General features: G+C 32.1%; 25 protein-coding genes. 19 read left to right on the top strand and 6 right to left on the bottom strand.

From position 1 onward, the window contains the following. The first annotated feature begins 163 nt into the window (after positions 1 to 163). From PF022_RS07750 to PF022_RS07695, 12 genes are all read left to right on the top strand, one after another. The gene (locus PF022_RS07750; RefSeq protein WP_271021053.1) at positions 164 to 538 is read left to right on the top strand and encodes a hypothetical protein; all 375 of its coding nucleotides are present in this window, start codon (positions 164 to 166) and stop codon (positions 536 to 538) included. A gap of 483 nt (positions 539 to 1,021) precedes the next feature. After that, a complete protein-coding gene (locus tag PF022_RS07745) occupies positions 1,022 to 1,165 on the top strand; it encodes a hypothetical protein (RefSeq protein ID WP_271023419.1) in 144 nt (47 codons plus the stop codon). 75 nt (positions 1,166 to 1,240) lie between these two features. Then, on the top strand, positions 1,241 to 2,056 hold the full coding sequence (locus PF022_RS07740; protein ID WP_271021051.1) for a peptidylprolyl isomerase: 816 nt from the start codon (positions 1,241 to 1,243) through the stop codon (positions 2,054 to 2,056). A gap of 4 nt (positions 2,057 to 2,060) precedes the next feature. Next, positions 2,061 to 2,984, top strand: a complete 924-nt coding sequence (locus PF022_RS07735; RefSeq protein WP_271023416.1) for a class II fructose-bisphosphate aldolase — start codon at positions 2,061 to 2,063, stop codon at positions 2,982 to 2,984. Between the two features lie 13 nt (positions 2,985 to 2,997). Then, positions 2,998 to 3,561, top strand: a complete 564-nt coding sequence (gene efp, locus PF022_RS07730) for an elongation factor P (RefSeq protein WP_271023414.1) — start codon at positions 2,998 to 3,000, stop codon at positions 3,559 to 3,561. Next, positions 3,561 to 4,112, top strand: coding sequence for a DJ-1 family glyoxalase III (locus PF022_RS07725; RefSeq protein WP_271023413.1), 552 nt, complete (start codon positions 3,561 to 3,563; stop codon positions 4,110 to 4,112). Before efp ends, PF022_RS07725 begins: the two co-directional genes overlap by 1 nt. Continuing rightward, positions 4,109 to 5,320 (top strand): murein transglycosylase domain-containing protein, encoded by a 1,212-nt coding sequence (locus PF022_RS07720; RefSeq protein ID WP_271021047.1) that lies wholly within the window; start codon positions 4,109 to 4,111, stop codon positions 5,318 to 5,320. The genes PF022_RS07725 and PF022_RS07720 overlap by 4 nt, the downstream gene beginning before the upstream one ends. Positions 5,321 to 5,324: 4 nt before the next feature. Continuing rightward, positions 5,325 to 6,038 (top strand): arginyltransferase, encoded by a 714-nt coding sequence (locus tag PF022_RS07715; protein WP_271021046.1) that lies wholly within the window; start codon positions 5,325 to 5,327, stop codon positions 6,036 to 6,038. A gap of 1 nt (position 6,039) precedes the next feature. After that, positions 6,040 to 6,831, top strand: a complete 792-nt coding sequence (locus PF022_RS07710) for a phosphatidylserine decarboxylase (RefSeq protein ID WP_271021045.1) — start codon at positions 6,040 to 6,042, stop codon at positions 6,829 to 6,831. Continuing rightward, positions 6,806 to 7,801: a quinolinate synthase NadA gene (nadA, locus tag PF022_RS07705; protein ID WP_271021044.1), complete on the top strand. Its 996-nt coding sequence runs from the start codon at positions 6,806 to 6,808 to the stop codon at positions 7,799 to 7,801. The genes PF022_RS07710 and nadA overlap by 26 nt, the downstream gene beginning before the upstream one ends. A gap of 8 nt (positions 7,802 to 7,809) precedes the next feature. Further along, on the top strand, positions 7,810 to 8,646 hold the full coding sequence (gene nadC, locus PF022_RS07700) for a carboxylating nicotinate-nucleotide diphosphorylase (RefSeq protein WP_271021043.1): 837 nt from the start codon (positions 7,810 to 7,812) through the stop codon (positions 8,644 to 8,646). Beyond that, positions 8,636 to 9,496, top strand: coding sequence for a thiamine-phosphate kinase (locus PF022_RS07695; RefSeq protein ID WP_271021042.1), 861 nt, complete (start codon positions 8,636 to 8,638; stop codon positions 9,494 to 9,496). Before nadC ends, PF022_RS07695 begins: the two co-directional genes overlap by 11 nt. An 89-nt stretch (positions 9,497 to 9,585) precedes the next feature. Here PF022_RS07695 and PF022_RS07690 read toward each other — a convergent pair whose 3' ends face one another. The 4 genes from PF022_RS07690 to PF022_RS07675 form a co-directional block, all read right to left on the bottom strand. Continuing rightward, on the bottom strand, positions 9,586 to 10,695 hold the full coding sequence (locus tag PF022_RS07690) for an Mrp/NBP35 family ATP-binding protein (protein WP_271021041.1): 1,110 nt from the start codon (positions 10,693 to 10,695) through the stop codon (positions 9,586 to 9,588). A gap of 9 nt (positions 10,696 to 10,704) precedes the next feature. Beyond that, a complete protein-coding gene (gene thiC / locus PF022_RS07685; RefSeq protein ID WP_271023412.1) occupies positions 10,705 to 12,036 on the bottom strand; it encodes a phosphomethylpyrimidine synthase ThiC in 1,332 nt (443 codons plus the stop codon). A gap of 153 nt (positions 12,037 to 12,189) precedes the next feature. Beyond that, positions 12,190 to 13,641, bottom strand: a complete 1,452-nt coding sequence (locus PF022_RS07680) for a major outer membrane protein (RefSeq protein ID WP_271023411.1) — start codon at positions 13,639 to 13,641, stop codon at positions 12,190 to 12,192. 121 nt (positions 13,642 to 13,762) lie between these two features. Further along, a complete protein-coding gene (locus PF022_RS07675) occupies positions 13,763 to 13,888 on the bottom strand; it encodes a FeoB-associated Cys-rich membrane protein (protein ID WP_271023410.1) in 126 nt (41 codons plus the stop codon). A 155-nt stretch (positions 13,889 to 14,043) separates the two neighbouring features. On the opposite strand from PF022_RS07675, the gene PF022_RS07670 reads away from it, so the two are divergent. After that, positions 14,044 to 14,682: a UPF0323 family lipoprotein gene (locus PF022_RS07670; RefSeq protein ID WP_271021037.1), complete on the top strand. Its 639-nt coding sequence runs from the start codon at positions 14,044 to 14,046 to the stop codon at positions 14,680 to 14,682. Positions 14,683 to 14,684: 2 nt separating this feature from the next. After that, on the top strand, positions 14,685 to 15,854 hold the full coding sequence (locus PF022_RS07665) for a glutathionylspermidine synthase family protein (RefSeq protein ID WP_271023409.1): 1,170 nt from the start codon (positions 14,685 to 14,687) through the stop codon (positions 15,852 to 15,854). A gap of 114 nt (positions 15,855 to 15,968) precedes the next feature. Here the strand turns inward: PF022_RS07665 and PF022_RS07660 are convergent, their stop codons facing one another. Next, entirely contained in the window at positions 15,969 to 17,372 is a 1,404-nt protein-coding gene (locus tag PF022_RS07660) for a hypothetical protein (RefSeq protein WP_271023408.1), read from the bottom strand. Positions 17,373 to 17,536: 164 nt separating this feature from the next. On the opposite strand from PF022_RS07660, the gene PF022_RS07655 reads away from it, so the two are divergent. Genes PF022_RS07655 through PF022_RS07645 form a run of 3 tightly spaced genes read left to right on the top strand, consistent with a single transcriptional unit; the run spans position 17,537 to position 20,041 of the window. Beyond that, a complete protein-coding gene (locus PF022_RS07655) occupies positions 17,537 to 18,172 on the top strand; it encodes a uracil-DNA glycosylase family protein (protein ID WP_271021034.1) in 636 nt (211 codons plus the stop codon). After that, positions 18,169 to 19,395 carry a hypothetical protein gene (locus PF022_RS07650; protein WP_271023406.1) on the top strand — a complete coding sequence of 409 codons (1,227 nt, stop codon included), beginning with the start codon at positions 18,169 to 18,171 and terminating at the stop codon, positions 19,393 to 19,395. Before PF022_RS07655 ends, PF022_RS07650 begins: the two co-directional genes overlap by 4 nt. Further along, positions 19,376 to 20,041, top strand: coding sequence for a YgjP-like metallopeptidase domain-containing protein (locus PF022_RS07645; RefSeq protein WP_271021032.1), 666 nt, complete (start codon positions 19,376 to 19,378; stop codon positions 20,039 to 20,041). The genes PF022_RS07650 and PF022_RS07645 overlap by 20 nt, the downstream gene beginning before the upstream one ends. Here the strand turns inward: PF022_RS07645 and PF022_RS07640 are convergent. Further along, positions 20,031 to 20,879 carry a LysR family transcriptional regulator gene (locus PF022_RS07640; RefSeq protein ID WP_271021031.1) on the bottom strand — a complete coding sequence of 283 codons (849 nt, stop codon included), beginning with the start codon at positions 20,877 to 20,879 and terminating at the stop codon, positions 20,031 to 20,033. The genes PF022_RS07645 and PF022_RS07640 overlap by 11 nt on opposite strands. 97 nt (positions 20,880 to 20,976) lie before the next feature. Here PF022_RS07640 and PF022_RS07635 point away from each other — a divergent pair, with 97 nt between their 5' ends. Then, on the top strand, positions 20,977 to 23,061 hold the full coding sequence (locus PF022_RS07635; RefSeq protein ID WP_271023405.1) for an ATP-dependent helicase: 2,085 nt from the start codon (positions 20,977 to 20,979) through the stop codon (positions 23,059 to 23,061). 9 nt (positions 23,062 to 23,070) lie between these two features. Then, on the top strand, positions 23,071 to 24,201 hold the full coding sequence (gene hypD / locus PF022_RS07630; RefSeq protein WP_271021029.1) for a hydrogenase formation protein HypD: 1,131 nt from the start codon (positions 23,071 to 23,073) through the stop codon (positions 24,199 to 24,201). Positions 24,202 to 24,211: the final 10 nt, after the last annotated feature.

Here is a 24,211-nt window from a genome sequence, read left to right as displayed (position 1 = left end):
TTAATCTTTTATTGCTATTTATATTCAAATATACGACATTTTTCTTAGAAAACTTTAGACTTCTAACTTTGTTTTTTTTTAAATAAAACAATATTTTGCAAGAATTTTTATTATTGTCTCTATAGTTTTTCCTTTGTTTATGTTATTAGTTATGGGTTTTGTGATGTATTTATATGATCCTTTGCAAATTTATCATAAGCCATATTTTAGAGATAAGACATTTTTTACTGATATGTGTTTAAGCGCTAGAGGGATTATTCAAAATTATGACTTTGATTCATGTATTGTTGTAACTTTCATGCTGGAGAATACAGATTCATTAGAAGCAAATGAAAAGCTAGGTGGAAATTGGGTTAATATATCTGCTCCTTCATCTACTTTTGATGAAAGAGGGGTAATTTTAGATTATCTATTTAGAGTGAAGAATCCTAAAAGCATCATTTACTCACTAGATCCATTTGAAAATGCCAAATATAAAAATGAGTTTAGATTTCTTTATGATGAAAATTACTTAGATGATTTTAAAATATATATATAAATTATGTGTCATGCTATGGCAAACTAGTGTAAATTGCGTGGACAAAGAAGATTTATTAAGCTTGCAAGATGGGGACTAGATAGTGATTTTAGGCATATGTTTGGCGGAGTTGAAAATTGGCTAAAATACGATAGGCAAGAGGCTATAAAATATTTCAAAAACATAAAAATATAGCCTTTTGAAACTAAAAATACAACACATGATTTTACAAAACTACAAAACCTAGCTAATAATTCACTCATCAAATATATTAAGCAGAATCCACAAACCAAGTTTCATCTAATTATCCCTACTTATTCTAAATTTCATTATAGAGTAGACAGTAAAGATGCGTTTGTAAAAAATAGAGAGTTTTATAAATGGTTAATTGTAGAGATTAGTAAATATCCTAATGCATATGTTTATGGGTTTGATGATTTAGATTATGCAGATAATATTGAAAGCTACAGAGATTCTGAACATTATGACATGGATTTAAACTCCATGCATATAGATTCAATTAGACATAAAACTAATATATTAACACCTAGCAATATGGAGCTATATTTTCAAAGTATGGAAGCAAAGATAATAAGATATGAAGCACTAAGTGTTTTGAATTCTGTTTTATTGCCAATAAAAGAGTAATGAGAATGGTTTTGTTAATTAAACATTAAACAATAATAAGTAAAATTTTGCAAAATTTTAAATGAGGTAGAACACATGAAAAAAGCAGTTTTAAGTTCAGTATTATCAGTTGCACTTCTAGGCGGGATTGCAAATGCAAAGACTTTTGCTAAGGTAAATGGAGATGAAATAACAGAAAAAGATGTAGCAGCACTAATGAGAGCTATGCCGGGAGTTTCTTTTGAGCAATTACCAGAAGAGATGAAAACACAAGTAATAAATCAAGCAATAGAAAGAAAACTACTAATTGATGAGGCTAAGAAAGATAAGATTCAAAACTCTAAAGAATACAAAGAAGCAATGGCTAGTGTAGAAGAAGATTTAATGCTTGAAATATGGATGAGAAAAGAGGTTGAGAAAACTAAAGTTTCTAATGCAGAAATAAAGAAATTCTATAATGACAATAAAGATAAATTTGTCCAACCAGAATCTGTAAAAGCAAAGCATATCCTAGTAAATAATGAAAAAGAAGCAAAGGATATAATTGCAGAATTAAAAAAAGCAGGAAAAAATGTTGAAGCTAAATTTTCAGAAATAGCAAGAGCTAAGTCAAAAGATGGTTCAGCACAAAATGGTGGTTCTCTAGGCTGGATAGCTAAGGGGCAGGTTGTGCCTGAATTTGCCGATGCTGCATTTAAGCTTAAAAAAGGAAGCTTCACTCAAAGCCCTGTTAAAACACAATTTGGCTATCACATTATCTATGCTGAAGATAAGAAGGCTACTTCTACTTTAGCTCTAAAAGATGTAGAAAAGCAAATTGAACAAAACTTAAAGCTAAAAAAGTTCCAAGAAAATACCAAAAAAGAGGGTGAGGAACTAAGATCTAAAGCAAAAATCGAGTTAGTAAAGTAAGAATATGCTAGTTAGTGGTAGTGAGATTCTAAGTAAAGCTAATATTGAAAATTACGGCGTTGGAGCATTTAACTTTGTAAATTATGAAATGCTAAGCACTATCTTTGAAGCAGCAGATAAAAAAAGCTCTCCAATTATCGTTCAAGCAAGTGAGGGAGCTATTAAGTATATGGGTATTGATATGGCTGTTGGAATGGTTAAAATTCTAGCTAATCGTTATCCGCATATTCCCGTTGCATTGCACCTAGATCATGGGACGAGCTTTGAATCATGTATAAAGGCGATTCGTGCTGGATTTACTTCTGTAATGATTGATGCTTCTCATCACCCATTTGCAGAAAATTTACATGAGACAAAAAGAGTGGTAGAAGTAGCACATAATGCTGGAGTTAGCGTAGAAGCAGAGCTTGGTAGGCTAATGGGCATTGAAGATAATATCTCTGTAGATGAAAAAGATGCATGTCTTGTAAATCCAAAAGAAGCAGAAGAGTTTGTAAGAGAGTCTAATGTTGATTTTCTAGCTCCTGCGATTGGCACTAGTCATGGGGCTTTTAAGTTTAAAGGTGAGCCAAAATTAGACTTTGAGAGGTTGATTGAAGTTAAGAAATTAACCAAGATTCCATTAGTTCTTCATGGTGCAAGTGCGATTCCTGATAATGTTAGGGAGGCATTTTTAAACACTGGTGGAGACTTAAAAGGTAGCAAGGGTGTTCCATTTGATTTTCTAAAAGAAGCAGTAAGGGGTGGTATTAATAAAATTAATACTGATACTGATTTAAGAATTGCTTTTATGTCGCAAGTTAGAAAAGTGGCAAACGAGAATGCAAGCGAGTTTGATTTAAGAAAATTCTTCACTCCTGCAAAGGATTTTATGAGAGAAGTTATTGCAGAGAGAATGGAGATTCTAGGCAGTGCAGGAAAAATTTAATAAAAGGATATAAATGGCGTATTCAATGGGAGATTTGAAAAAGGGTTTAAAAGTTGAGCTAGAAGGGATTCCATACAGGATCACAGAATATCAACATGTAAAGCCTGGTAAAGGTGCGGCTTTTGTTAGAGTTAAGATGAAGTCTTTTTTGGATGGTAGAGTGTTGGAAAAAACTTTCCATGCTGGCGATAAATGTGATGAGCCAAATTTGCAAGAGCGTTCGATGCAGTTCTTATACCATGATGGTGATTATTATCAATTTATGGATAATGAAAGCTATGAGCAAATTGGGCTAAGTGAGGATCAAGTAGCAGATTCTGCTAAGTGGATGATAGATGGCATGGCAGTGTCAATCCTCTTTCATAATGGAAAGGCAATAACTGTTAGTGTGCCACAAAGTGTTGAATTAAAGATAGTAGAAACTCCACCAAACTTCAAAGGTGATACAACAAGTGCAGGTAAAAAACCAGCTACACTTGAGACAGGTGCGGTTGTGCAAGTGCCATATCATGTGCTAGAAGGTGATGTAATTAGGGTAAATACAGAAACAGGCGAGTATTTAGATAAGGTAAAATAATGAAAAATGTAATGGTTATTTTAGCTAATGGCTTTGAAGAGATAGAATGTATAGCCGTAGTTGATGTCTTGCGTAGAGCAGGTAGCAATGTTGCTCTAGTTAGTATTAGTAATAGTTTGGAGGTTACTTCTCAAGGAAATGTAAAGGTAGTGGCTGATAAATTGTTAAGCAATGTTAGTGCAGATTCTATTGATGCTGTTGTTTTGCCAGGTGGATATGGTGGTGTTATGGGTATGATGGAATCTAATGAGCTTAGTAGCATTGTAAGTAATATTCACAAGAAAGGAAAAATAATATCTGCTATTTGTGCTGCTCCTTTATTTTTGGATAAGTTAGATATTCTAGGAGAGCTACAATTTACATGCTATCCTAGTGTTAAAGAGAATATCAAAGCTAAAAACTACACTGCTATAAAGCCTGTAATTCATGATAAAAATATTATTACTTCACAAGGACCGGCTACTGCACTTGAATTTGGATTGTATCTAGCTTCTATACTTGAGGGTAGTGATGTTTCTAAATCTATAAGAGAGGGGATGTTGCACGCTTGAGATTCTATAAACTTTGTTTATTTAGTATAGCTGGCGGTTTGTTTTTAGGTGGTTGTCTGCTTGGATATAGAGATGTAATTTATAATCCACAAGCAGCACCAACTAGAGAACAAATTATAAAAAAAGCAGTATCATATGCTACAAATCCTCAAAAACTAGAAGAAGATATTAAAAATCTTCCTATTAGATTTAAAGAAGCAGTAACAAAACTTACACAAAACGCGTCAAAAAAATGGGGAAGTAATACTCCAACTGCTTCGCAAGATGTGTATGTTAAATATACAGATTCTTATCTTTCTCGTGCCGAAGTTGATTTTAACAAAGGTGTTATTTCAGTATATACACTAGATGAGAAGAATCCAAAGCAATCATTGCACAAAGCTATTGTAACAACTCTTCTTACTCCTGAAGACCCAGAAGGTGTTGATTTGTATTCTGATAAGGATATAGAATATTCTGGTAAGCCATATCTAGCAGACTTAGTTAAGGATAATGATGGCGTTTCTGTGCTTTATCCTTGGAGGGCAAATAAATATGCTGACTATCTTGTAAATAACAAGTTGCAAACAAAAGAATTTACCCAAAATGGGGTTCAAAAAAAGGCTCATTATGTTCAATTTAATATGGTTGAAGATAGAGAGATTCAAAGTGAGCATAAGTATGGTGAGTTTGTTGCTTTATTTGCAAAAGAGTATAAGCTAGAACAAGCTTTGATTTTTGCGATTATAAAGACAGAAAGTCATTTTAACCCATATGCCGTAAGTCATATACCTGCTTATGGGCTTATGCAAGTTGTGCCCGGAAGTGCTGGTAGAGATGTGTATAAGGCATTAAACAATACAGATGGAATCCCAACTAAAGAAATGCTCTTTACCCCAAAGACAAATATACAATATGGTTCGACATATCTAAATATTTTATTTACTAGGTATTTAAAGGGAATAAATAATTCTCTCTCACAAGAATATTGTGTTATAGCTGCTTATAATACTGGTAGTGGGAATGTGCTATCTGTGTTTCACAAGGATAGAAAAAAGGCAGTTGAGATAATAAATTCTATGTCTTCTGCTGATGTATATAAGAAGCTAAGAACTTCATTGAAATATGAAGAAGCTAGAAATTATTTACATAAAGTTACAACTGCTAAAAAAGAGTTTCAAGGGCATGTAGCCTTGGAGGATAAGAATGTGCTCTTGGGCTTGAAGTGAGTTCATGGAAGTTTTTGAGTTAGAAAATAGCCTATCTAAGTGCAGTTACTTAGAAGGCTTAGAATCGAATATGAAATATTTCTATATCAAACAATGCACAAATGACTTTTATATGACACTTCTTGAGAGAGGTTGGCGAAGGTTTGGTCATTATTTCTTTGTACCTATTTGCTCTACTTGTAATGCCTGTGTAACAATTAGACAGGATTGTCAAGCTTTTGAGTTTAGTAAATCGCATAAGAGAATCTTAAAAAATCCAATTAAGGTTGTAATAAATAGACCTCATGTAACACAAGAACATCTAATGCTATATGACAAATATCACAGATATATGAATCGTAAGAAAAAGTGGAATTACACTCAAATCACACTTGATAATTATTATGATACATTTGTTGCTGGATATGAGGAGTTTGGCTATGAGTTTGACTATTATTTTGAGGATTTGCTAATAGGTGTTGCGTTAGTTGATATACTGCCTGATGCTATATCATCTGTGTATTGTTATTATGACCATGATTTCAAGAAGTATTCAATAGGCACTTATTCTATATTAAAGCAAATACAATTTGCAAAATCATATAATATACCTTATTTATATCCTGGTTATTGGATAAAAAATCACTATGCTATGGGCTATAAAGAGAAGTTTAAGCCATTTGAGATTTTGCTTAATAGACCAACTTTGGAGGATAAATGCATATGGATAAAGGAATGATATGACTTTGGTTATTTCGAAAATATTTGAGTATATTTCTCATTTTTGCTTTTTCACACCTTTACAGATTCTTATAAATAAAGCTTATGTTAAGTTATTTAATATCTCATTAGATGAATTTGATAGCATTGAATCTTATAGGAGTTTAAATTCTCTTTTTACTCGTTCTTTGGTTAGGGAGAGAGAGTTTTTGGAGGATTTAAGTGTATTAATCTCGCCTAGCGATGGATTGATAACTGAAGTAGGAAAATGCACAAACAATAAAGCATTGCAAATAAAGGGAGAAGAGTATGTTGTATCTGACTTTTTGGATAAAAGCATAGATGATGATTATGAGTTTATAAATATCTATTTATCTCCAAGTAATTACCATAGATTCCATGCTCCAACGAATCTAATAGTAAAAAAGGTGAGGTTTATAAAGGGTGCTTTATATCCGGTGAATAATTTTGCACTAAAGAATGTTGAAAATCTTTTTACCAAAAATAAAAGAGTTGTGCTAGAGTGCGTTGATTTCTATGATAATGAGTTTTTTATTGTGGCAATAGGTGCGTTAAATGTCGGTAGAATCCAAATACATATAACACCAGAGCTGATAGATAAAAAAGATTCTTGTGTGATTATATTAGATGACATAAAGATTAATAAAGGTGATGAAATAGGGTATTTTGAGATGGGTTCTACCATAGTTATGATAACTAAGGGTTGGAATTATAATGTAGAATCAGGTAATAAGGTGTTATTTGGTAATGATATAGGAGTAAGCCATGATACAGGAAATAAAGAATCTTAAAGAAAAAAACAATGTTTTGCTTGTAGCACATTATTATCAACAAGATTGCATAGTTGAGATAGCAGACTTAGTTGGAGATAGTTTAGAGTTAGCAAGAAAGGCAAGTTCTAGCAATGAGGACATTGTATTATTTTGCGGTGTTGGGTTTATGGGGCAGAGTGTTAAGATATTAGCACCAAAAAAGAGGGTTTTTATGCCAAAAATTGCTTGTTGCTCTATGGCTAGAATGATAGATGATACATATTTTGATAAGTCAATAGAGATTCTAAAAAGCTATGGTATAGATGAAGTTTTTCCTATTACATATATTAACTCAAATGCTGAAGTCAAAGCAAAAGTAGCCGAGTTAGGCGGAGTTGTATGCACTAGTTCTAATGCAAAAAAAATAATGGATTATGCACTAAAGCAAAATAAAAAGATATTTTTCTTGCCAGATAGATGCTTGGGACAGAATCTAGCGCAATCACAGGGGTTAAAGAGTGTAGTATTAGGGATAGATAGCAAAGAAGATGTAATTTTAAGTGATGTGATTTGTTATGATGGATTTTGCTCTGTTCATCAGCTTTTTAAGGTGGAGGATATAGAGTTTTTTAAAGAGAAATATAAAGATATATTAATAGCAGTTCATCCAGAATGTCCGCCAGAAGTCGTGCAAAAGGCTGATTTTGTTGGCTCTACTAGCCAGATCATAAGCTTTGTAAATGGGTTAGATGATAGTCAGAAGGTTGCGGTTGGAACAGAGTTTAATTTGGTAAATCGTCTAAGACCTAGTAAGAATGGAATCCAAAATACATTTGTCCTATCTTCTACAAAGCCAGAATGTCCAACAATGAATGAAACAACCCTGCAAGATGTGCTGAATTCACTAAATGCTATAGATAGCGGTGAGGCTTATAATGAAATAATTTTAAATAGCGATGTTGCTCTAAAGGCCAAGATAGCATTAGATAAGATGTTAGAACTCTCATAGGAGTTATTATGTTAAAGATTTTGTTAGACGATTTTTTAAAACAAGCATTATTAGAGGATAATGGTAGAGGGGATTTATATTATTTGCTATCAGACAAAAAGATAGTCAAAACAAGAGTGATAGCTAAAGATAGCGGAATTTTATCAGGTGAAATTTATATAACTAGGTTGTGTGAGTTGGTTGGAGTTGATTGTGAGTTTTTAATACATGATTCTAATGAATTTAAAAGTGGGGATATTATTTTAAATATTTCTGGGCTTGATCGTGATATTTTATCTATTGAGAGAGTGTTATTAAATATTTTACAACATTCAAGTGGGATTGCTACAAATGCTAATAAATACGCAAAAAAACTACAAAATACAAAGTGCAAAATACTAGATACTAGGAAAACTAGGCCTCTTTTAAGGGAGTTTGAAAAATACTCATCTAAACAAGGTGGAATTGTAAATCATAGATTGGGTTTAGATGATTGTTTAATGCTAAAAGATACTCATATGGCTAATATTTCTAACTTAAAAGAATTTGTAGAAAAAGCTAAAAGCAAGATTCCATGGACTTCAAAAATAGAAGTTGAGTGTGAGGATATTCGATTTTTTAAAGAGGCACTAAGTAGTGGTGTGGATATTATTATGTGTGATAATATGCAGATAGATGACATAATAAAGTGTGTGAGATTAAGGAATGATATAGCGCCCCATGTATTAATTGAAGCTAGTGGTAATATTACTTTAGATAATATTTTAGAATATGCAAATAGCGGTATAGATGCTATTTCTAGTGGTTCTATAATACATCAAGCTAGGTGGATTGATTTAAGTATGAAGTTTATAGATGAAAGATAGTGAGAGATTATTTATAAAATCATTAGAGGATACTAGAGCTACACTTGGACTTGGCGATGATTGTTTTGTGTTTAACGATTATGTAATTGCTAGCGATTCATTCTTTGAAGATGTGCATTTTAAAATAAAGTGGTGCAATTTATATGACATTATAGAAAAGGCATTCTTAGTAAATCTCTCTGACATATATGCTACAAATGCTACTCCAGTGTATGCAATGCTAAATATCTCAATACCGCATAACTTTAGACAGATAAAAGAGTTATCAAATATCATAGGCAGTATTGCCTTAAAGCATGGAGTTAGAATAATAGGTGGAGATACTATAAAAGATTCAAAGCTTCAAATTTCATTAACACTTATTGGTAAATTACAAAAAAAACCACTTTTAAGATGGAGGATAAAAAGGGGTGATTATATGGCTTATACTAGCCCTTTTAGTGCATTAACCAAAGCTAAAGCACAAAAATTTGGCAAAAATATTTCTGCACTAAAAATAGCATTAAGATATAACTATGTAAAACATAATAGTAGATTTTCTAAACCTCTATTGTATCCTAGAATGATTTTTGAGATAAATAAAATAGCAAATGCAGGTATGGATATATCTGATGGAATCTTCATGGATTTGCAGAGACTATCATCAAAAAACAATGTATCTTTTAGATTTTGTAAGGCTATTTTTGAATGGTTTTATTCTCCAGAGGAGTATCAAATGCTATATGCAATTTCTCCAAAGAAACTAACAAAAGCAAGAAATATAGCTAAAAAACATAGACATAAGTTAGAGATATTTGCAAGAGCCAAGATAGGGAGATATACAAGCAAAAAAAGAAATTGGCATAGTTAAAAATAAAATGATACTTTTGTGATTTATATAAATTTTGTGGATTTTCTATAAAGCTTTGTAGCTCCCACTTTGGAGGAGCTATTTGTGTTTTATGATGAACAAGCTGACTTTCCAGTGTTGATTGGTTGAATCTCTTTATTATCAGCTAGATTTTTAGCATTTACTTCTTCTATGAATTCCCACAAGCTTTTTGCAGCTTTTAGATATTCTTTTGCCGATTTAGATTCTGGGTTGAAATAAACAATTGGTTTTCCACTATCTCCACCTTCTCTAACGCTTGGTTCAATCGGGATTTGTGCTAGAGTTTGTGTGCCATATTCTCTAGCTACTACTTCTGTTGTGCCTTTGCCAAAAATATCATATTCTTCTCCACAGCCCGGGCAAATAAAGCCACTCATGTTTTCAATGATACCTGCTAGTGGGATTTTAAGTTTTTTAAACATATCTAATGCTCTTGCGCCATCATCTAAGGCTACTTTTTGCGGAGTTGATACCGCAATTCCTGCAGTTACAGGCACACTTTGTGCTAAAGTTAGCTGTGCATCACCAGTTCCCGGAGGCATATCAATAATCATAACATCAAGCTCGCCCCAAATTACATCGCTTAGCATTTGTTCAATCGCTCGAATAATCATAGGACCACGCCAAATAAGACTCTGCCCCTCATCATAAAGCACACCCATAGAAATCATCTCTACCCCATATGCTTGAAGTGGGATAAGTTTTTTTAGTTTTTGATCTACTTCTGGCTTATCTTTTTCTAATCCAAGCATTCTAGGCACATTTGGACCATAAATATCTGCATCTAGCAGTGCTACCTTTTTACCTTGCATGGCAAGTGCTATTGCTAGATTCACGCTTGTTGTAGATTTTCCTACGCCACCTTTACCACTGCTTACCATTACGAAATTTTTGATTTGTGGGGCTAGATTTTTAGTTGTTGGTTGCTTTGGTTGTTGTGGGGTTGGTTGTTTAATGTCTATATTTATCTTGCTAACTCCAGCGTTCTCTAGCTTTTGTGTTATATTCTCTCTTAGTGAGTTTGCCACATCATTTGAAGCTGATGGAATCTCAAGTCTTAAAGATACTGCATTTTCATGCACTAGCATTTCTTTTACAAATCCAAAAGTTACAATATCTTTTTCAAAATTTGGGTAAATTACCTCTTTTAATAAATTTAATAATTGTTCTTGATTCATTAATACTCCTTAACTATGTTGTTCTATTATTTCTTGTGATATTTTATAGCTACAAAATTTTGGTCCGCACATTGAACAAAATTTCGCATCTTTAAATACTTCTTGAGGCAGACTCTCATCGTGGTATTCTCTAGCTCTCTCTGGATCTAGTGCTAGTTCAAATTGTCTATTCCAATCAAAATTATATCTTGCATTACTCATAGCATCATCTCTGACCCTAGCATTGATTCTGCCTCTTGCAATATCAGCAGCATGTGCTGCTATTTTGTAGGCTATGATTCCCTCTCGCACATCTTTGGCGTTTGGTAATCCTAAGTGTTCTTTTGGGGTAACATAACAAAGCATTGCTACACCCTTCCAAGCTGCAATACTAGCACCAATGGCTGAAGCTATATGATCATATCCTGCGGCAATATCAGTTACAAGTGGTCCCAAAACATAAAAAGGTGCTTCATGGCAAAGCTCTTTTTGTAGTTCTACATTGCGTTCGATTTCATTCATAGGCACATGTCCCGGACCTTCTATCATTACTTGCACATCTTTTTCCCATGCCCTTAAGGTTAGCTCTCCTAAGATTTTTAACTCTCCAAGTTGAGCCTCATCACTAGAATCTGCTAAGCAACCCGGACGCAAAGAATCTCCAAGACTTAAAGATACATCATATTTTCTGCAAATCTCTAAAATATCATCAAAAGCTTCATAAAAAGGATTCTGTTTATGATAGTGCATCATCCAAGAAGCCATAAGGCTTCCGCCACGACTTACAATTCCCATTTTTCTTTTTGCCAAAGAAGGCATATGTTCTAGCAGGAATCCACAATGGATTGTAAAGTAGCTAACACCTTGTTTTGCTTGTCGTTCTAAGACTTCAAGCATTTTATCTATGGTGAGTGCGTTTATATCATTTTTTACATCATGTAAAATCTGATAGATAGGTACTGTGCCAATAGGGACGCTAGAGTTTTTAATAACAGCTTCTCTTATACTATCTAAATCACCACCTGTGCTTAAATCCATAATAGTATCTGCACCATATTTAATGGATACTAGAGTTTTTTGTACCTCTTCATCAATAGAGCTTGCAAGAGCAGAGCTACCGATATTAGAATTAATTTTTGTTCTAACAGCAATCCCAATTCCCATTGGTTCTAAATTTGTGTGATAGATATTTGATGGCAATATCAAGCGACCTTTTGCCACTTCTTTTCTAATTAGCTCAGAATCTAAATGTTCTATGTTTGCTACATATTGCATTTCTTCTGTGATGATACCTTGTTTTGCATAATAGAGTTGCGTTTTTACTTTATCGTTTTTGCGGGCTTCTACCCATTTGCTTCGCATTATTTCTCCTTATAAATGATGGCTTATAAACGCCGTATAAGGTATCAAAATAAAAATAAAAAAAAGCTTTTAAAAGGTTAAAAATTTTTGTATTTTTAAGTATATTTTGAGAGACATAGATGAAGACTCATAGGAGATTCCTATGAGTATAAATTAGAAGTTATATCTAACTTCTACCCTAAATCTGTTTTTATCTTCAGAATCTGTATTTACAGCATCATTCCAAGTGCTTACATCAGGGTTACCTAAGATAACTTGCTTATCAGCATCAGTTTGTAGCATAGCGTAGTAAGTTGAAATTTTTAGAGCCTTAGAGTATTGCCATGTGATTTTTGGAGTGATTTCTTGGAAATCAATATCGCCAGAATATCTAGCAGCATCAATACCCCTTGTAAGAGTGTTTGTTCCCTTTACATAGTCGATACCTACAGTTAGGTTATCCAAAATATCATAGCTAACATTTCCGTAGAATATGCTAAGTTCGTTGCTTTCATTTTCTAGAGGCATTGTAATACCAGTGTATGTTGGAAGAACAGAGATATTTATTCCTGTAGCAGGATTGTCAAACCATAGCTCACCAGCATAGCTTAGGTATCCACCATCTCCATTGTCAAGTGATACAGAATAAGAATCTTTTGAGTTACCCCAGTAACCAACTTTAACAGCTAGTGGAACTTGGTAATCGTGGAATTTTACACCACCTTCAATAATGTATAAATCAGCCGAATCTTGAACTTTACCGCCATGAAGCGCTGCAAAAGGCTTATCTAAATCATTGTTTAGGTTAGCCAGTATATATTGTCCCTTAAGATGTGCTAGACTGCTATCCCAACCAAGTTGTGCAAATACAGCACTATCAATTAAATCATCAGCACTAAACAACCAAGCTTCAGCATTGATATTACCAATTCCTGTTTCATAATTAGCTAGAGCAGCGATAGTATATAGTGGCTTAACTACACTTGTATAATCACCAGCATAACCAGCAAATTGATCATCTGTGCTCCAAGAATCAAATGCACCAGCAACAAAAGTCCAGTTTGGTAAGTCAGAGTTCATTGCTAATATACCTGTTCCTCTGTCATCTAGCGAATCGTTTAAAGGAGTAGCCAATCTCATTTTACCAGCTTGAATTGTAGTAGCTGTTGTATCTGGACTGATAGTAGCATAGAATTCTGTTACACCAAAGTTAGAATCTTTACCAGCACCAAGACCTGTTCCCAAGAAAGGAGTATTAACAGTTGCACCATTAGCATTAACAGCACTTACGCCTTTACCATGATTTACATTTTGATCTACATTGTGGTATCCGATACCTAATGTCATTGCAACATTATTTACAACAGGAGTTTTAAATGTAGCTTCTGCTCTCCAGTTGTGTCCAGCACCGCCTTTACTATCTGCCACAGGGTTACCTTGATTATCTGTTCTTTTACCATCTTTGACAAAGCCTTCATTGTCTATTCTAGTATCATTATATCTGTATCTTAAGAAACCATTAACCTCAACACCTTTGATTGCTTCTTCTAGTGGCTGCGCCAAACTAACTGATGAAAGACCTGCTACTGCAACACAGGTAGCTAAACTAAGTTTTGTGAATTTCATTTGTAACTTCCTTGAATAAATAGAATAAATCTTGCGTCATTTTAAGCAAAATTAAAGGATTATTTTATCTTTTAATAGCTTAAAGTAACATTATAATCTTGCAATACCAGGGATGAGTATTTTATTTTTCTTTTGTGCAGTTACAATCTTCACAACCACAACCATTATTTTTTTTAGGGAATAATTTGTAAGTAAAATATCCAAATGATAATATAAAAATACCAAATAATATAATCTTTTCTATCATGCACTTAGCCTTGTTTATGTGTTATATTTTAAAGCAATCTAAAGTAATAATGAAAGTAATTTTAACAATGTTTCTTAAAAATAAACTTATTAATTTTTTAAGTCTTTAAAGTATAAAATTAGGTTTTTATGACACATCGCAGGTTAGGGAATATTATGATAAATAAAAAATTCTTAAATAAAATAGGAGATTCTAGGATAGCTGGAATATTTAGCAAAACCGGTCTAGGATTAGTGGCTGTTTTGGCTATTGTTGGTTGTAATGGTGGAGAGAATCAAAATTCTTCTTCTAGTGGATTAGAACAAGCCACAAAAAATGGAGCTATAGTAACAATAGAAGAACAAGCAGACGGAAGCTATAAAATACTAGAAGAAACACCAAGTTCTAGTACTAGAGTGATTCTTAGGGAGCAAAACGGCAATGAGAGAATCTTGACGCAAGAGGAGATAGATAAGATAATACAAGAAGAATCTAAAAAGATAGATTCAGGTACTTCACAGCTTACAAACCCAACAGGTGCTGGGTTATCTTTGGGGGAGACGATATTAGCAAGTGCTGCTGGTGCTATACTTGGAAGTTGGATTGGTAGTAAGTTGTTTAATAATCAAAACTATCAATCACAGCAAAGAACGAGCTATAAAACTCCTCAAGCTTATGAGAGATCTCAAAATTCATTTAATAGAAATAATGCAACAAATGCCGGTAGAAGTGGGTTTTATTCCCCAAATAATAATACGCCAAATACTACAAATACTCAAAATAGACAAAATAATTCAAATACATATGGTGGGTAAGTATGAAGATTACAGAAGTTGAAGCTTTAAGTAATGAGGATTTAGAGAATCTAGGATTAGAATGGCATACAGACATCGATGATACTCCATATATTAGCAATGAAATAATAGAGGTTACAGAAGATGAAGCACAAAGATATTATGATGCTGCAAATGAACTCTATGATATGTATGTGGAAGCAGGGCAATATGTAATTGACAATGATTTATTTTTTGAACTAGGGATTCCGTTTAATTTAGTCGAAGCTATAAAAATGAGTTGGGAAGAGGAGGTGCATTGGCATCTTTATGGTAGATTTGATTTTGCAGGTGGGCTAGATGGGAAGCCAATTAAGTTATTGGAGTTTAATGCAGATACTCCTACTATGCTATATGAGAGTGCGATAATCCAATGGGCACTTTTGAAGAAAAATGGCTTTGATGAATCTATGCAGTTTAATAGTTTATATGAATCTTTAAGTGATAACTTTAAGAGAATTATCACTCTTGGTGATGATATTTCAAACTTTGATTTTGTTTATGAAGGTTGGAAGATTCTGTTTTCTAGCATACAAGGTAGCATAGAAGAAGAAAGAAGCGTGAAATTACTAGAAGTAATTGCAAGGGAAGCTGGATTTAATACTTCATTTTGTTATGCACATGAAGCACAGCTAGATGAGCATAATGGACTTAGTTTCAATGGAGATAATTACGAGTTTTGGTTTAAGCTAATACCATGGGAGAGTATCGCAGTAGATGAGCCAGATTTGGCAATGCTTATTACTACAATGATTAGAAATAAAAATACTATCTTTTTAAATCCAGCATATACACTTATGTTTCAAAGTAAAAGAATGATGAAGATTCTATGGGATTTATTTCCGAATCACCCATTATTGCTTGAGAGCTCATATGAAATGCTTAATAAAAAGCAAGTCAAAAAACATGCTTTTGGCAGAGAGGGCGAGAGTGTATCAATTCTATCTAACGGTGGAGAGATACTAACTAGAAGTGCTGGAAATTATGAAAATTACCCAGAGCTTTATCAAGAGTTTGCAGAATTAAACTCACATAATGGTAGCTTCTATCAAGCAAATGTTTTTTATGCATATGAGGCTTGTGCTTTGGGCTTTAGAAAAGGTGGTGAGATATTAAATAATATGTCAAAGTTTGTATCACATAGGATTGTTTAGTTATTTGAGTTTTCTTTTATAGATTAGAAATGCGATAATTATTACTAAGAAAAACACAACTTCAATAGCTAATGATTTTAAATCTTCCATAAATTTCTCCTTAGTGCATAGAATCTATGCACTAATTTTATCCTTTAGTAAGTTTTGCAAAATTGTCTCACTTTTTAGTAAGTTTTCTTTATCTTGTGTATTTAAATTGTTTAGATAATTTTCATTGACTAATTTTTTTAAATCTTTTATCCAGTCATTATAATCATCACTTGTTGTTACTTCTATTTTTTCATCTTTGCTAGATGTAGATTGGTCTTGATTTGTATTTTGTTCTTTATTGTTACCTAGATTTATAAGGATATCATCTATACTATTTTCTATATCTACCTTATAATGCTTTAGCACATATATATCTAGTGTGTTGCCCTCTGCACCAGATGTTTTAAATAGCATTAGTTCCTCTTTATCTCCCATCATCTCTTTTAAATTTAGTGTTCCATTTAGATCTTTATCTTGAGATATTGAATGGTTTATAAAGTCTCCTATGTTGTCAAAGAATCCAACTTTTTCTAAGAATTGCTTTTGAGCTTCTATTCCGCCTGGGATTCTATCTGCAACAGAATAATATTTGGAATCTTTTAGTGATACAAGGCTATTTATATGGATTCCTTCATCTAAGCTTAGTTTGCCATCACCATCTTTATCTTGCTCTAAATATCCCATGCTATATGCCGCATCATAATACCAAGACTTAACAAAATCTTGTGCTTCTTTTGAATCTAGGCTTCCGAATTTTTCTTTTATTGCTTTTGCATTTTCTTCTGTTAGAGGGACGCTTATATTTTTGCCACTTACTTCATCTATAAATGATACAGAATTAGGCTTAGCAGTTCCATTAGATTCTAGTGGATTGTAGCCATTTTTTATCTCATCACTTATATTTTCTGGTGCATTGCTTGGAGATTTTATTATTTCTTTTTCAAAAAATGAATCTTTCTTATCACTCATGCTTATAAGCTCATCTTCATTTTCTGCTTTTTCTTTTGCTTCTAGTTTTCTTATTTGAAGTCTTGTATCTTCTATGTCTTTTTCTGGTGCATTTTGATATGTTAGGTCAGCTAGTTTTTTATATGCTTCTTGCTTTAAGACTTCTGTTTGACTTAGGACTTCTTGTGAGCCTTCTGGTGTTTGTTCTGCTTTGTTGCTTTTTTTGCTTCCACTTGTGTTAGATAGCATTTTAGCTGCATCGCTTTCTTTGTTTGTATTTATAGATTCTTCTAGTGATTTTTTTAGTTCTTCTACATTTACTTTTTGTGCTATATCAGCAGAAACAGAGCCTGTCATCTTTAGTTGCTGAATAGCTTCTTGTATAGCCTTTTGCTTCTCAAAGCTTTCATCTTGACTAGCAGTTGTGCTTAGTCTTTTATTCTCTTCGCTTCTATTTTGTAGTGCTTTTTGTGTTTCATAAGAATAATTAACGCCACTAATATACGATGATATGCCACCATCTTTGTTTGTGTAATACATGCCAAATCCTTAAAATAGTATTACTTCCTTGTTTGTTTTTATATCCTTATTACTATAAATTACAAGCAAATATTATTCCTATAGTGTTATATTGACAATAAATATTAATTCTTATAGAATTTTTGCTCATCTAAGAACAGATAAATCAATAAAATAGGGCTTTTGTGCAGACACTTCATAAGGCATTACTTTTAAAAAAAATGTATTTATTGCAAAATTTTGGGTTTGAATATGTAGAACCAAAAATATTACAATCATTGCAAAAGAGTTTTGATTTTAAAAATTTGGGTTCTTTATGTGGAGCTATTAATTCATGCACACTTTGTAAGCATAGAAATAGCAAAGCACATGTCGGTATTATAAATAGTAACTCAAGGCTAATGTTTGTTAGTCTTTTTCCAATACTTGATAATGAAAATAGATTCACATCAAAAGGGGCTGACATGCTATTAAATATAATAAAAAAAGTGCTGAATTTAGAAATACAAGAAGTATCAATAACATCTCTTATAAAATGCGAGATGAATATGACTTATAGCAAGGAAGGGTTTAGTAATTGTAAGGATTATTTTTTAAAGCAATTAGAATTTTCTAATGCACAAAAAATAGTGTGTCTTGGAAGTGAAGCTTATGGGTTGTTGTGTGATGTGGGATTAAGATATGAAGAATCTCAAGGGAGATTCTTAAAATGGAATGGATATGACTTATTTCCGACATTTTCTATATCTCAACTTCTAAGACAACCAAAATTAAAAATACAAGCACATAAGGAATTTTTAACAATCAAAGGAAGTTTATGAAGATACTAAGAAGTTTAGTTTTTGTTATGTTGTTGCCTAGTTTATTGCTCCCAGCTGGTAGATATGTTTCTCCAATTAACATTCCAAGTGTGGAAGTATTAAATGTAGATGTAGAGCAATGTTCTCGTGCATGTTTAAAGAAACTCCTTAAAGAAGGTAAGGTATTTTCGTTTGTTGCGAAATTAAATGCAGAAAATGCCAATGAGGAGCTATATGTAAGTTTAAATGAGATAATGCGAAGCTTGCAGATTCAACAAGCTCCACTAGAGTTGCAAAATGCCAAAAAATCAGCATTTAATATAGCACTAGTCTTTCCAAGAAAGACAATAGGTAGATATTCTAGCAATACCACAAATATGGTCTTAAGCTATCTTCTAAATCAAAATGCAACTTTTAATTTTGAAGTATTTGATTCAAATACAGAAAGTATAGATGATATACAAAGGGTAATTGGCAAGATACATCAAGGCGGATACAAGCATGCAATAGCTATTTTTACTCATGTTGGAGCAAATAATTTAAATAAGCTAAATATTAACATTCCAGTATATATCCCAAGTGTGCATATCTCTCAAATACAAGGGGAGGTATCTAAGAATCTTATATTTGGTGGGATTGATTATGAAGCACAAATTAGAGCACTATCGAGTTTGAATAATAATATTAAAACAACTAGTTTTTATGATTCTAGTTTTATAGGTTCTGCATTGCATGGATATGTAGCAAAATATAATCAAAATATTAGTTATGAGAAGGTATTCAATCAAAAAGATTCTGCGAATTTTCCAAAGGAGATGAAGAATCTTAAAGGAGCAATTTCAAATTCTAAGGTATTTTTAAATACGCCAATTACTAGCAGTGCAATTATACTTTCACAAATTACATATAATGATATTAAACCTAGTGGAATTTATTCTACGCAGATAAACTACAACCCAAGTTTGCTATCAATCACACAGGAGAAAGATAGGAGAAATATGTATATAGCAAACTCAATTAGTGAGCTTGATATTAAACTAATAGAACAATCAAAACTTATAAAGGCTGATTTGGAATATGATTGGATTAATTATGCAACTGCTTTTGGTGTGGAGTATTTTTACACAAGCAAGATTCCAAGTGCAAAGAGATATTTCAAAGAAAAAATAGTAAATAATCAAGTGCAATATGAAGTAGAGATTCTGACTCCAACAAGCAGTAGATTTGAATCATATTATGAATAATGTGGAATTTCATGGTTTTAGAATAAAACTAAGAAGAGGTAGAGGGTATAAAAATTTTCGTTTAAGCTATAGGGGCTTAGATGATATATTACTTAGTGCGCCAAAGTCTTCTAGTATAAAAGAGTGTATGAAATTTTTAGAAGATTCAAAGCAATGGCTTGTGGCACACAAATCTACGCAATATACAATACATAAAGATAAGATATTTTTGTTTGGAGAATGGATTAAGAGTGAATTACAGGTGTTAGATGAGTGGAATAGGCTTTGGTTATATAATGACAAAAAAATAGTTGAATTTTATAGGTTAAAGTTGCAAGAATATATAAGCATATCATTGCCAAAGTTTAGCAAATTATTGGGGTTATATCCTAGTGATGTTGTATATGGTAAGAGCTTAAATACTCTTGGTAGTTGTTATACAGTAAGTAAGAAAATACGCTTTAGTTTAAGGCTATCTTTAATGCCATATTATGTAATAGATTCTATTATTATCCATGAGCTTACACATTTGGAGTTTAGGGGACATGATTGTAACTTTTGGAACTTTGTAGCACAACATGATATAAATCTAGTAGCTACAAAAACTTATCTAAAAACAAATAGTGGGCTTAATAGATATATAGCTAAAAAATTATTCAAGAATTAAAAATAATAAAATTAACTATATTCTCTATTAGTGGGCTTTTTTGATGTTTATAATATTCGATATATATCTCTCTATGAATCTTTTGCCCAAATGTATTACTAGATATTATCTTGCCCTTTATTTTTGGCGTAAATTCATTTGGAATTATGGCTATGCTATTCTCTTTTATAAGGCTAGATATGTTTAAGATGTTATTGTAGTATGTTGTCTTTAGAGATTCAATATTTAAGGACAATTTTACAAATATATCATCAATTGGTATATGTATGTAGGTTTTGTGTGGAATAATCCATTGTGCATTGCTTAAAGCACTATTGCTTTTTATGTTTATGTTATTTGATAGCACTATTTTGAAGTTTTCTGAAAGCCATAGTCTTGTGTTGATTGTTTTTTTGTTACTTGGATTATCCAAGATTGCTATATCACACTTTTTATTTATTAAATCATTTTTTGGGTCTTTGCTTATATAGAAATTTATATTGTTGTAGTATTTTGTTATGGTATTTTTATATGTTTGCATCGTGTTTTTATGTATATATGGAGAAGTTGCTATATTTAGTGTTGTCTTTGAGTTTAATAGCTCTAGTTGATCTTTTTGATAATCATTTAACATTTTTTTATTTTTTAATGCTAGTTTTAGCAGTTTTTCGCCATCTTGTGTTAGTTTTATGCCACTTCTTTTTCTTTCTATGATTTTAAAATTAAAGTATTTTTCTAAAAATTTTAGTTGGGAGCTAATTGCAGGTTGTGATAATCCTAGCTTATGTGAAGCTTTGGATATATTGCTTTCATTAGCGACTACGATTAGGGTATTGAGTTTGGTAAAATCGTATAGCATGTTGTCTCTCTTTATTTTTTATTTATACATTGTATTACAAATATCTTAAAGAAAACAAAAACATGTTAGAATCCACACAAATAATGCAAGGGCAGTAATGAAACTTGAAATTTTAAATACATTAAATCAAAATCAACTTGAAGCTGTAAAGTCAATAGATGGTAGCTTACTGATTCTAGCTGGAGCTGGAAGCGGGAAAACAAAGACAATAACAACTCGTTTGGCTTATTTGATTGATGAGATAGGTATAGACCCAAGAAATACGCTTACTCTAACTTTCACTAATAAAGCAGCACTAGAGATGCAAATAAGGGCTATAAGCATGATAGATAGCGTAGGGATTCCGCCACTTTTATGCACATTTCACAAGTTTGGGCTTTTGTTTTTAAAATCTAATATACATCATATAGGTAGAAAAAATAGCTTTTATGTAATTGATAGCGATGATGTAAGGTCTATGCTTAAAAAGCTGGATAAAGAAACAAAAGGAATAGAAATACCACCTAAAAAAATAGCTTCTATCATTTCTAATTACAAAAATTCTGAAATTAGTGTGGAGATGGCATTAAAAAATGCAGATTCTCTAAGTGGAGATTCTAGATTTGTAGAAGAGAGTATAAAGGTTGCTCAAATTTATAAGCAATATGAAGAGATTTTGCTCGATAGAAATGTAGTCGATTTTGATGATTTATTGCTTTTGCCACTAGATATAATGCAAAGACACAAAGAAATAGCAGTAAATCTAAGCAATCATTATCAATACATAATGGTAGATGAGTTTCAAGACACAAATAAGATTCAATACAAACTATTAAAACAATTATGTATTAGTCATAGTAATTTATGCGTTGTTGGCGATGATGATCAAAGTATTTATAGTTGGAGGGGTGCTAATATAGATAATATTTTAAACTTTACAAAAGATTTTAGAGCCAAAGAAATAAAGCTAGAAGATAATTATCGCTCTACAAACAACATACTAAAGGCTGCAAATTGTCTAATAAGTGAAAACAAAAAAAGGCTTGGAAAGACTTTAAAAAGCACGCTTGGAGATGGAGAAGAGGTTGAAGTCTTGCATTTAAGAGACGAAAAAGAAGAAGCAAAAAAAGTAGCAAAAACAATATCAAAACTCATACAAAATGGTATAGAACCAAAAAATATAGCAGTTCTATTTCGACTAAATGCACTATCAAGGTCGCTAGAAGAAGCATTTAATAAAGAAAAGATTCCATATGTCCTTGTTGGAACGATAGCATTTTATGAAAGAAAAGAAATTAAAGATATTATTTCTTATTTTAGAGTGCTAGTTGATTTAAATGATGACACATCTTTACTTAGAATCATAAATACTCCTAAAAGAAAAATAGGAAAAACAACAATACAAAAGCTACAAACACACGCAAAAGATAATAAATCTAGCATATATCAACTATTTAAAACTAATAATTTACCTCCATTAGCTCCAAAATTAAAAAATGAAATTGAAAATTTATTTAAGATTCTAGAAACTTTACAAGATGATTTTGAGCATTATAGTTTTGATGAATTTATAAATCGTTTTGAAGAGAAAATTGGCTTTTTAGATGATTTAGAAAATTCAAATGATGATATAGATAGGGTTAGTAATGTGAATGAATTTTTTGGATTATGTAAGGATTATTATAAAAATAACACAAATGATTCATTGCTTGATGCATTAAATGAGTTAGCTTTGCAAAGCGAACAAGAAAATGCAGAGAAAATAAGTAGCGAAAATAGTGTATCTTGCATGAGTGTGCATTCTAGCAAGGGTTTAGAATTTGATTATGTTTTTATAATAGGTTTAGAAGATGGGTTTTTCCCGCTAAATAAAGAAGATATATCGCTAGAAGAAGAAAGAAGATTAGCATATGTAGCATTTACTAGAGCAAAGAGTAAGCTGTATTTGTGTCATGTAAGTTCTAGGCTATATTTTGGTGGGCGAAATGATAATATGAAACCATCAATATTTTTAAAAGATAGCAACTTGCAAGATGGCAATAAAATAATGGTAGATAAAAATGAAGAATTTCAAAAAGGCAGTTGCGTTATGCACAAGATTCTAGGATATGGCAGAATCTTAGAAGTAAATGGAGAAAATGTTAAAGTAAATTTTGGTGGTTCTATAAAAGTTTTACGAAAATCATTTTTGGAATTAGTATAGGAGAGATACATGAATCCTTATATAGATATTTATAGAGATGGAGAAAAGATAAGAGAGGTTTTTTTAGCCATTAACCAAATATCCAAAAAACTAAAAAATCCTTTAAAAATCATGGAAGTGTGTGGAGGTCATACACATACTATTATGAAGTATTCACTTTTGCAGTTATTACCAGAAAATATAGAGTTTATCCATGGGCCCGGTTGTCCTGTGTGCGTGATGCCTAGAGGCAGAATAGACCATGCATATAAAATAGCATCACAAAAAGATGTAATATTATTAACGCTAGGAGATATGATTAAAGTTCCGGGAAGTTTTGGTTCTCTGCAGGTAGCTAGAAGTAATGGGCTTGATGTAAGATTTATATATTCTCCGCTTGATATATTAAAAATAGCAAAAGAAAACAAAGATAAAAAAATCGTATATTTTGCAATAGGCTTTGAGACTACTACGCCAATGACTGCAGCACTTCTAAATAGAGTAATAGAAGAAAAATTAGATAATGTATTTTTTCATATAAACCATGTTTTAGTGCCGCCACCGCTAGAGGTTATTTTGGATTCTAAAGACTGCAAGATTAATGCACTTCTAGCACCATCACATGTAAGTGTGATAACGGGAGCAAAAATATATGAATCTTTATTAGATAAGTATCATTTACCAATTGTTGTATGCGGGTTTGAGCCACTTGATATAGGAGAGAGTATATTATCGATAGTAAATCAAAAGATAAATAATGAATCTAAAATAAACATACAATATGCAAGAGTTGTAAGTAAAGATGGCAACTTAAAAGCACAAGAATTAGTGGATAAATATTTTACTCTTAGGGATAGTTTTTATTGGCGTGGGTTGGGTGAGATTCCTCATTCTGCATTGAGATTAAAAGATGAATATGCAAAATATGATGCTGAAATTATCTTTAAAGATTATCTAGGTGGAATCCCAAAAGATGAACATAAAGGTTGCATATGTGGAGAGATTCTAAGGGGCAATAAAAAGCCACTTGATTGTAGATTGTTTGCTAAAGCATGTAATCCACAAAATCCACTTGGAAGCTGTATGGTTAGCTCTGAAGGTGCATGTGCTGCATATTATAAATATGGCGGTGTAAGCAATATTTTAAACCAAACAAAGTAGAATCTAAAGT

This window comes from Helicobacter sp. WB40 (genome assembly GCF_027859275.1).
GTDB classification, from domain to species: domain Bacteria; phylum Campylobacterota; class Campylobacteria; order Campylobacterales; family Helicobacteraceae; genus Helicobacter_D; species Helicobacter_D ibis.
Note: the sequence above shows the minus strand (reverse complement) of the source record. Positions and strands in the feature narration are given on the sequence as shown.

Coding starts and splice junctions, on each gene's coding strand:
- PF022_RS07750 (WP_271021053.1), top strand. CDS start 164: ATGTATTTATATGATCCTTTGCAAATTTATCATAAGCCATATTTTAGA.
- PF022_RS07745 (WP_271023419.1), top strand. CDS start 1,022: ATGCATATAGATTCAATTAGACATAAAACTAATATATTAACACCTAGC.
- PF022_RS07740 (WP_271021051.1), top strand. CDS start 1,241: ATGAAAAAAGCAGTTTTAAGTTCAGTATTATCAGTTGCACTTCTAGGC.
- PF022_RS07735 (WP_271023416.1), top strand. CDS start 2,061: ATGCTAGTTAGTGGTAGTGAGATTCTAAGTAAAGCTAATATTGAAAAT.
- efp (WP_271023414.1), top strand. CDS start 2,998: ATGGCGTATTCAATGGGAGATTTGAAAAAGGGTTTAAAAGTTGAGCTA.
- PF022_RS07725 (WP_271023413.1), top strand. CDS start 3,561: ATGAAAAATGTAATGGTTATTTTAGCTAATGGCTTTGAAGAGATAGAA.
- PF022_RS07715 (WP_271021046.1), top strand. CDS start 5,325: ATGGAAGTTTTTGAGTTAGAAAATAGCCTATCTAAGTGCAGTTACTTA.
- PF022_RS07710 (WP_271021045.1), top strand. CDS start 6,040: ATGACTTTGGTTATTTCGAAAATATTTGAGTATATTTCTCATTTTTGC.
- nadA (WP_271021044.1), top strand. CDS start 6,806: ATGATACAGGAAATAAAGAATCTTAAAGAAAAAAACAATGTTTTGCTT.
- nadC (WP_271021043.1), top strand. CDS start 7,810: ATGTTAAAGATTTTGTTAGACGATTTTTTAAAACAAGCATTATTAGAG.
- PF022_RS07695 (WP_271021042.1), top strand. CDS start 8,636: ATGAAAGATAGTGAGAGATTATTTATAAAATCATTAGAGGATACTAGA.
- PF022_RS07690 (WP_271021041.1), bottom strand. CDS start 10,695: ATGAATCAAGAACAATTATTAAATTTATTAAAAGAGGTAATTTACCCA.
- thiC (WP_271023412.1), bottom strand. CDS start 12,036: ATGCGAAGCAAATGGGTAGAAGCCCGCAAAAACGATAAAGTAAAAACG.
- PF022_RS07680 (WP_271023411.1), bottom strand. CDS start 13,641: ATGAAATTCACAAAACTTAGTTTAGCTACCTGTGTTGCAGTAGCAGGT.
- PF022_RS07675 (WP_271023410.1), bottom strand. CDS start 13,888: ATGATAGAAAAGATTATATTATTTGGTATTTTTATATTATCATTTGGA.
- PF022_RS07670 (WP_271021037.1), top strand. CDS start 14,044: ATGATAAATAAAAAATTCTTAAATAAAATAGGAGATTCTAGGATAGCT.
- PF022_RS07665 (WP_271023409.1), top strand. CDS start 14,685: ATGAAGATTACAGAAGTTGAAGCTTTAAGTAATGAGGATTTAGAGAAT.
- PF022_RS07660 (WP_271023408.1), bottom strand. CDS start 17,372: ATGTATTACACAAACAAAGATGGTGGCATATCATCGTATATTAGTGGC.
- PF022_RS07650 (WP_271023406.1), top strand. CDS start 18,169: ATGAAGATACTAAGAAGTTTAGTTTTTGTTATGTTGTTGCCTAGTTTA.
- PF022_RS07640 (WP_271021031.1), bottom strand. CDS start 20,879: ATGCTATACGATTTTACCAAACTCAATACCCTAATCGTAGTCGCTAAT.
- PF022_RS07635 (WP_271023405.1), top strand. CDS start 20,977: ATGAAACTTGAAATTTTAAATACATTAAATCAAAATCAACTTGAAGCT.
- hypD (WP_271021029.1), top strand. CDS start 23,071: ATGAATCCTTATATAGATATTTATAGAGATGGAGAAAAGATAAGAGAG.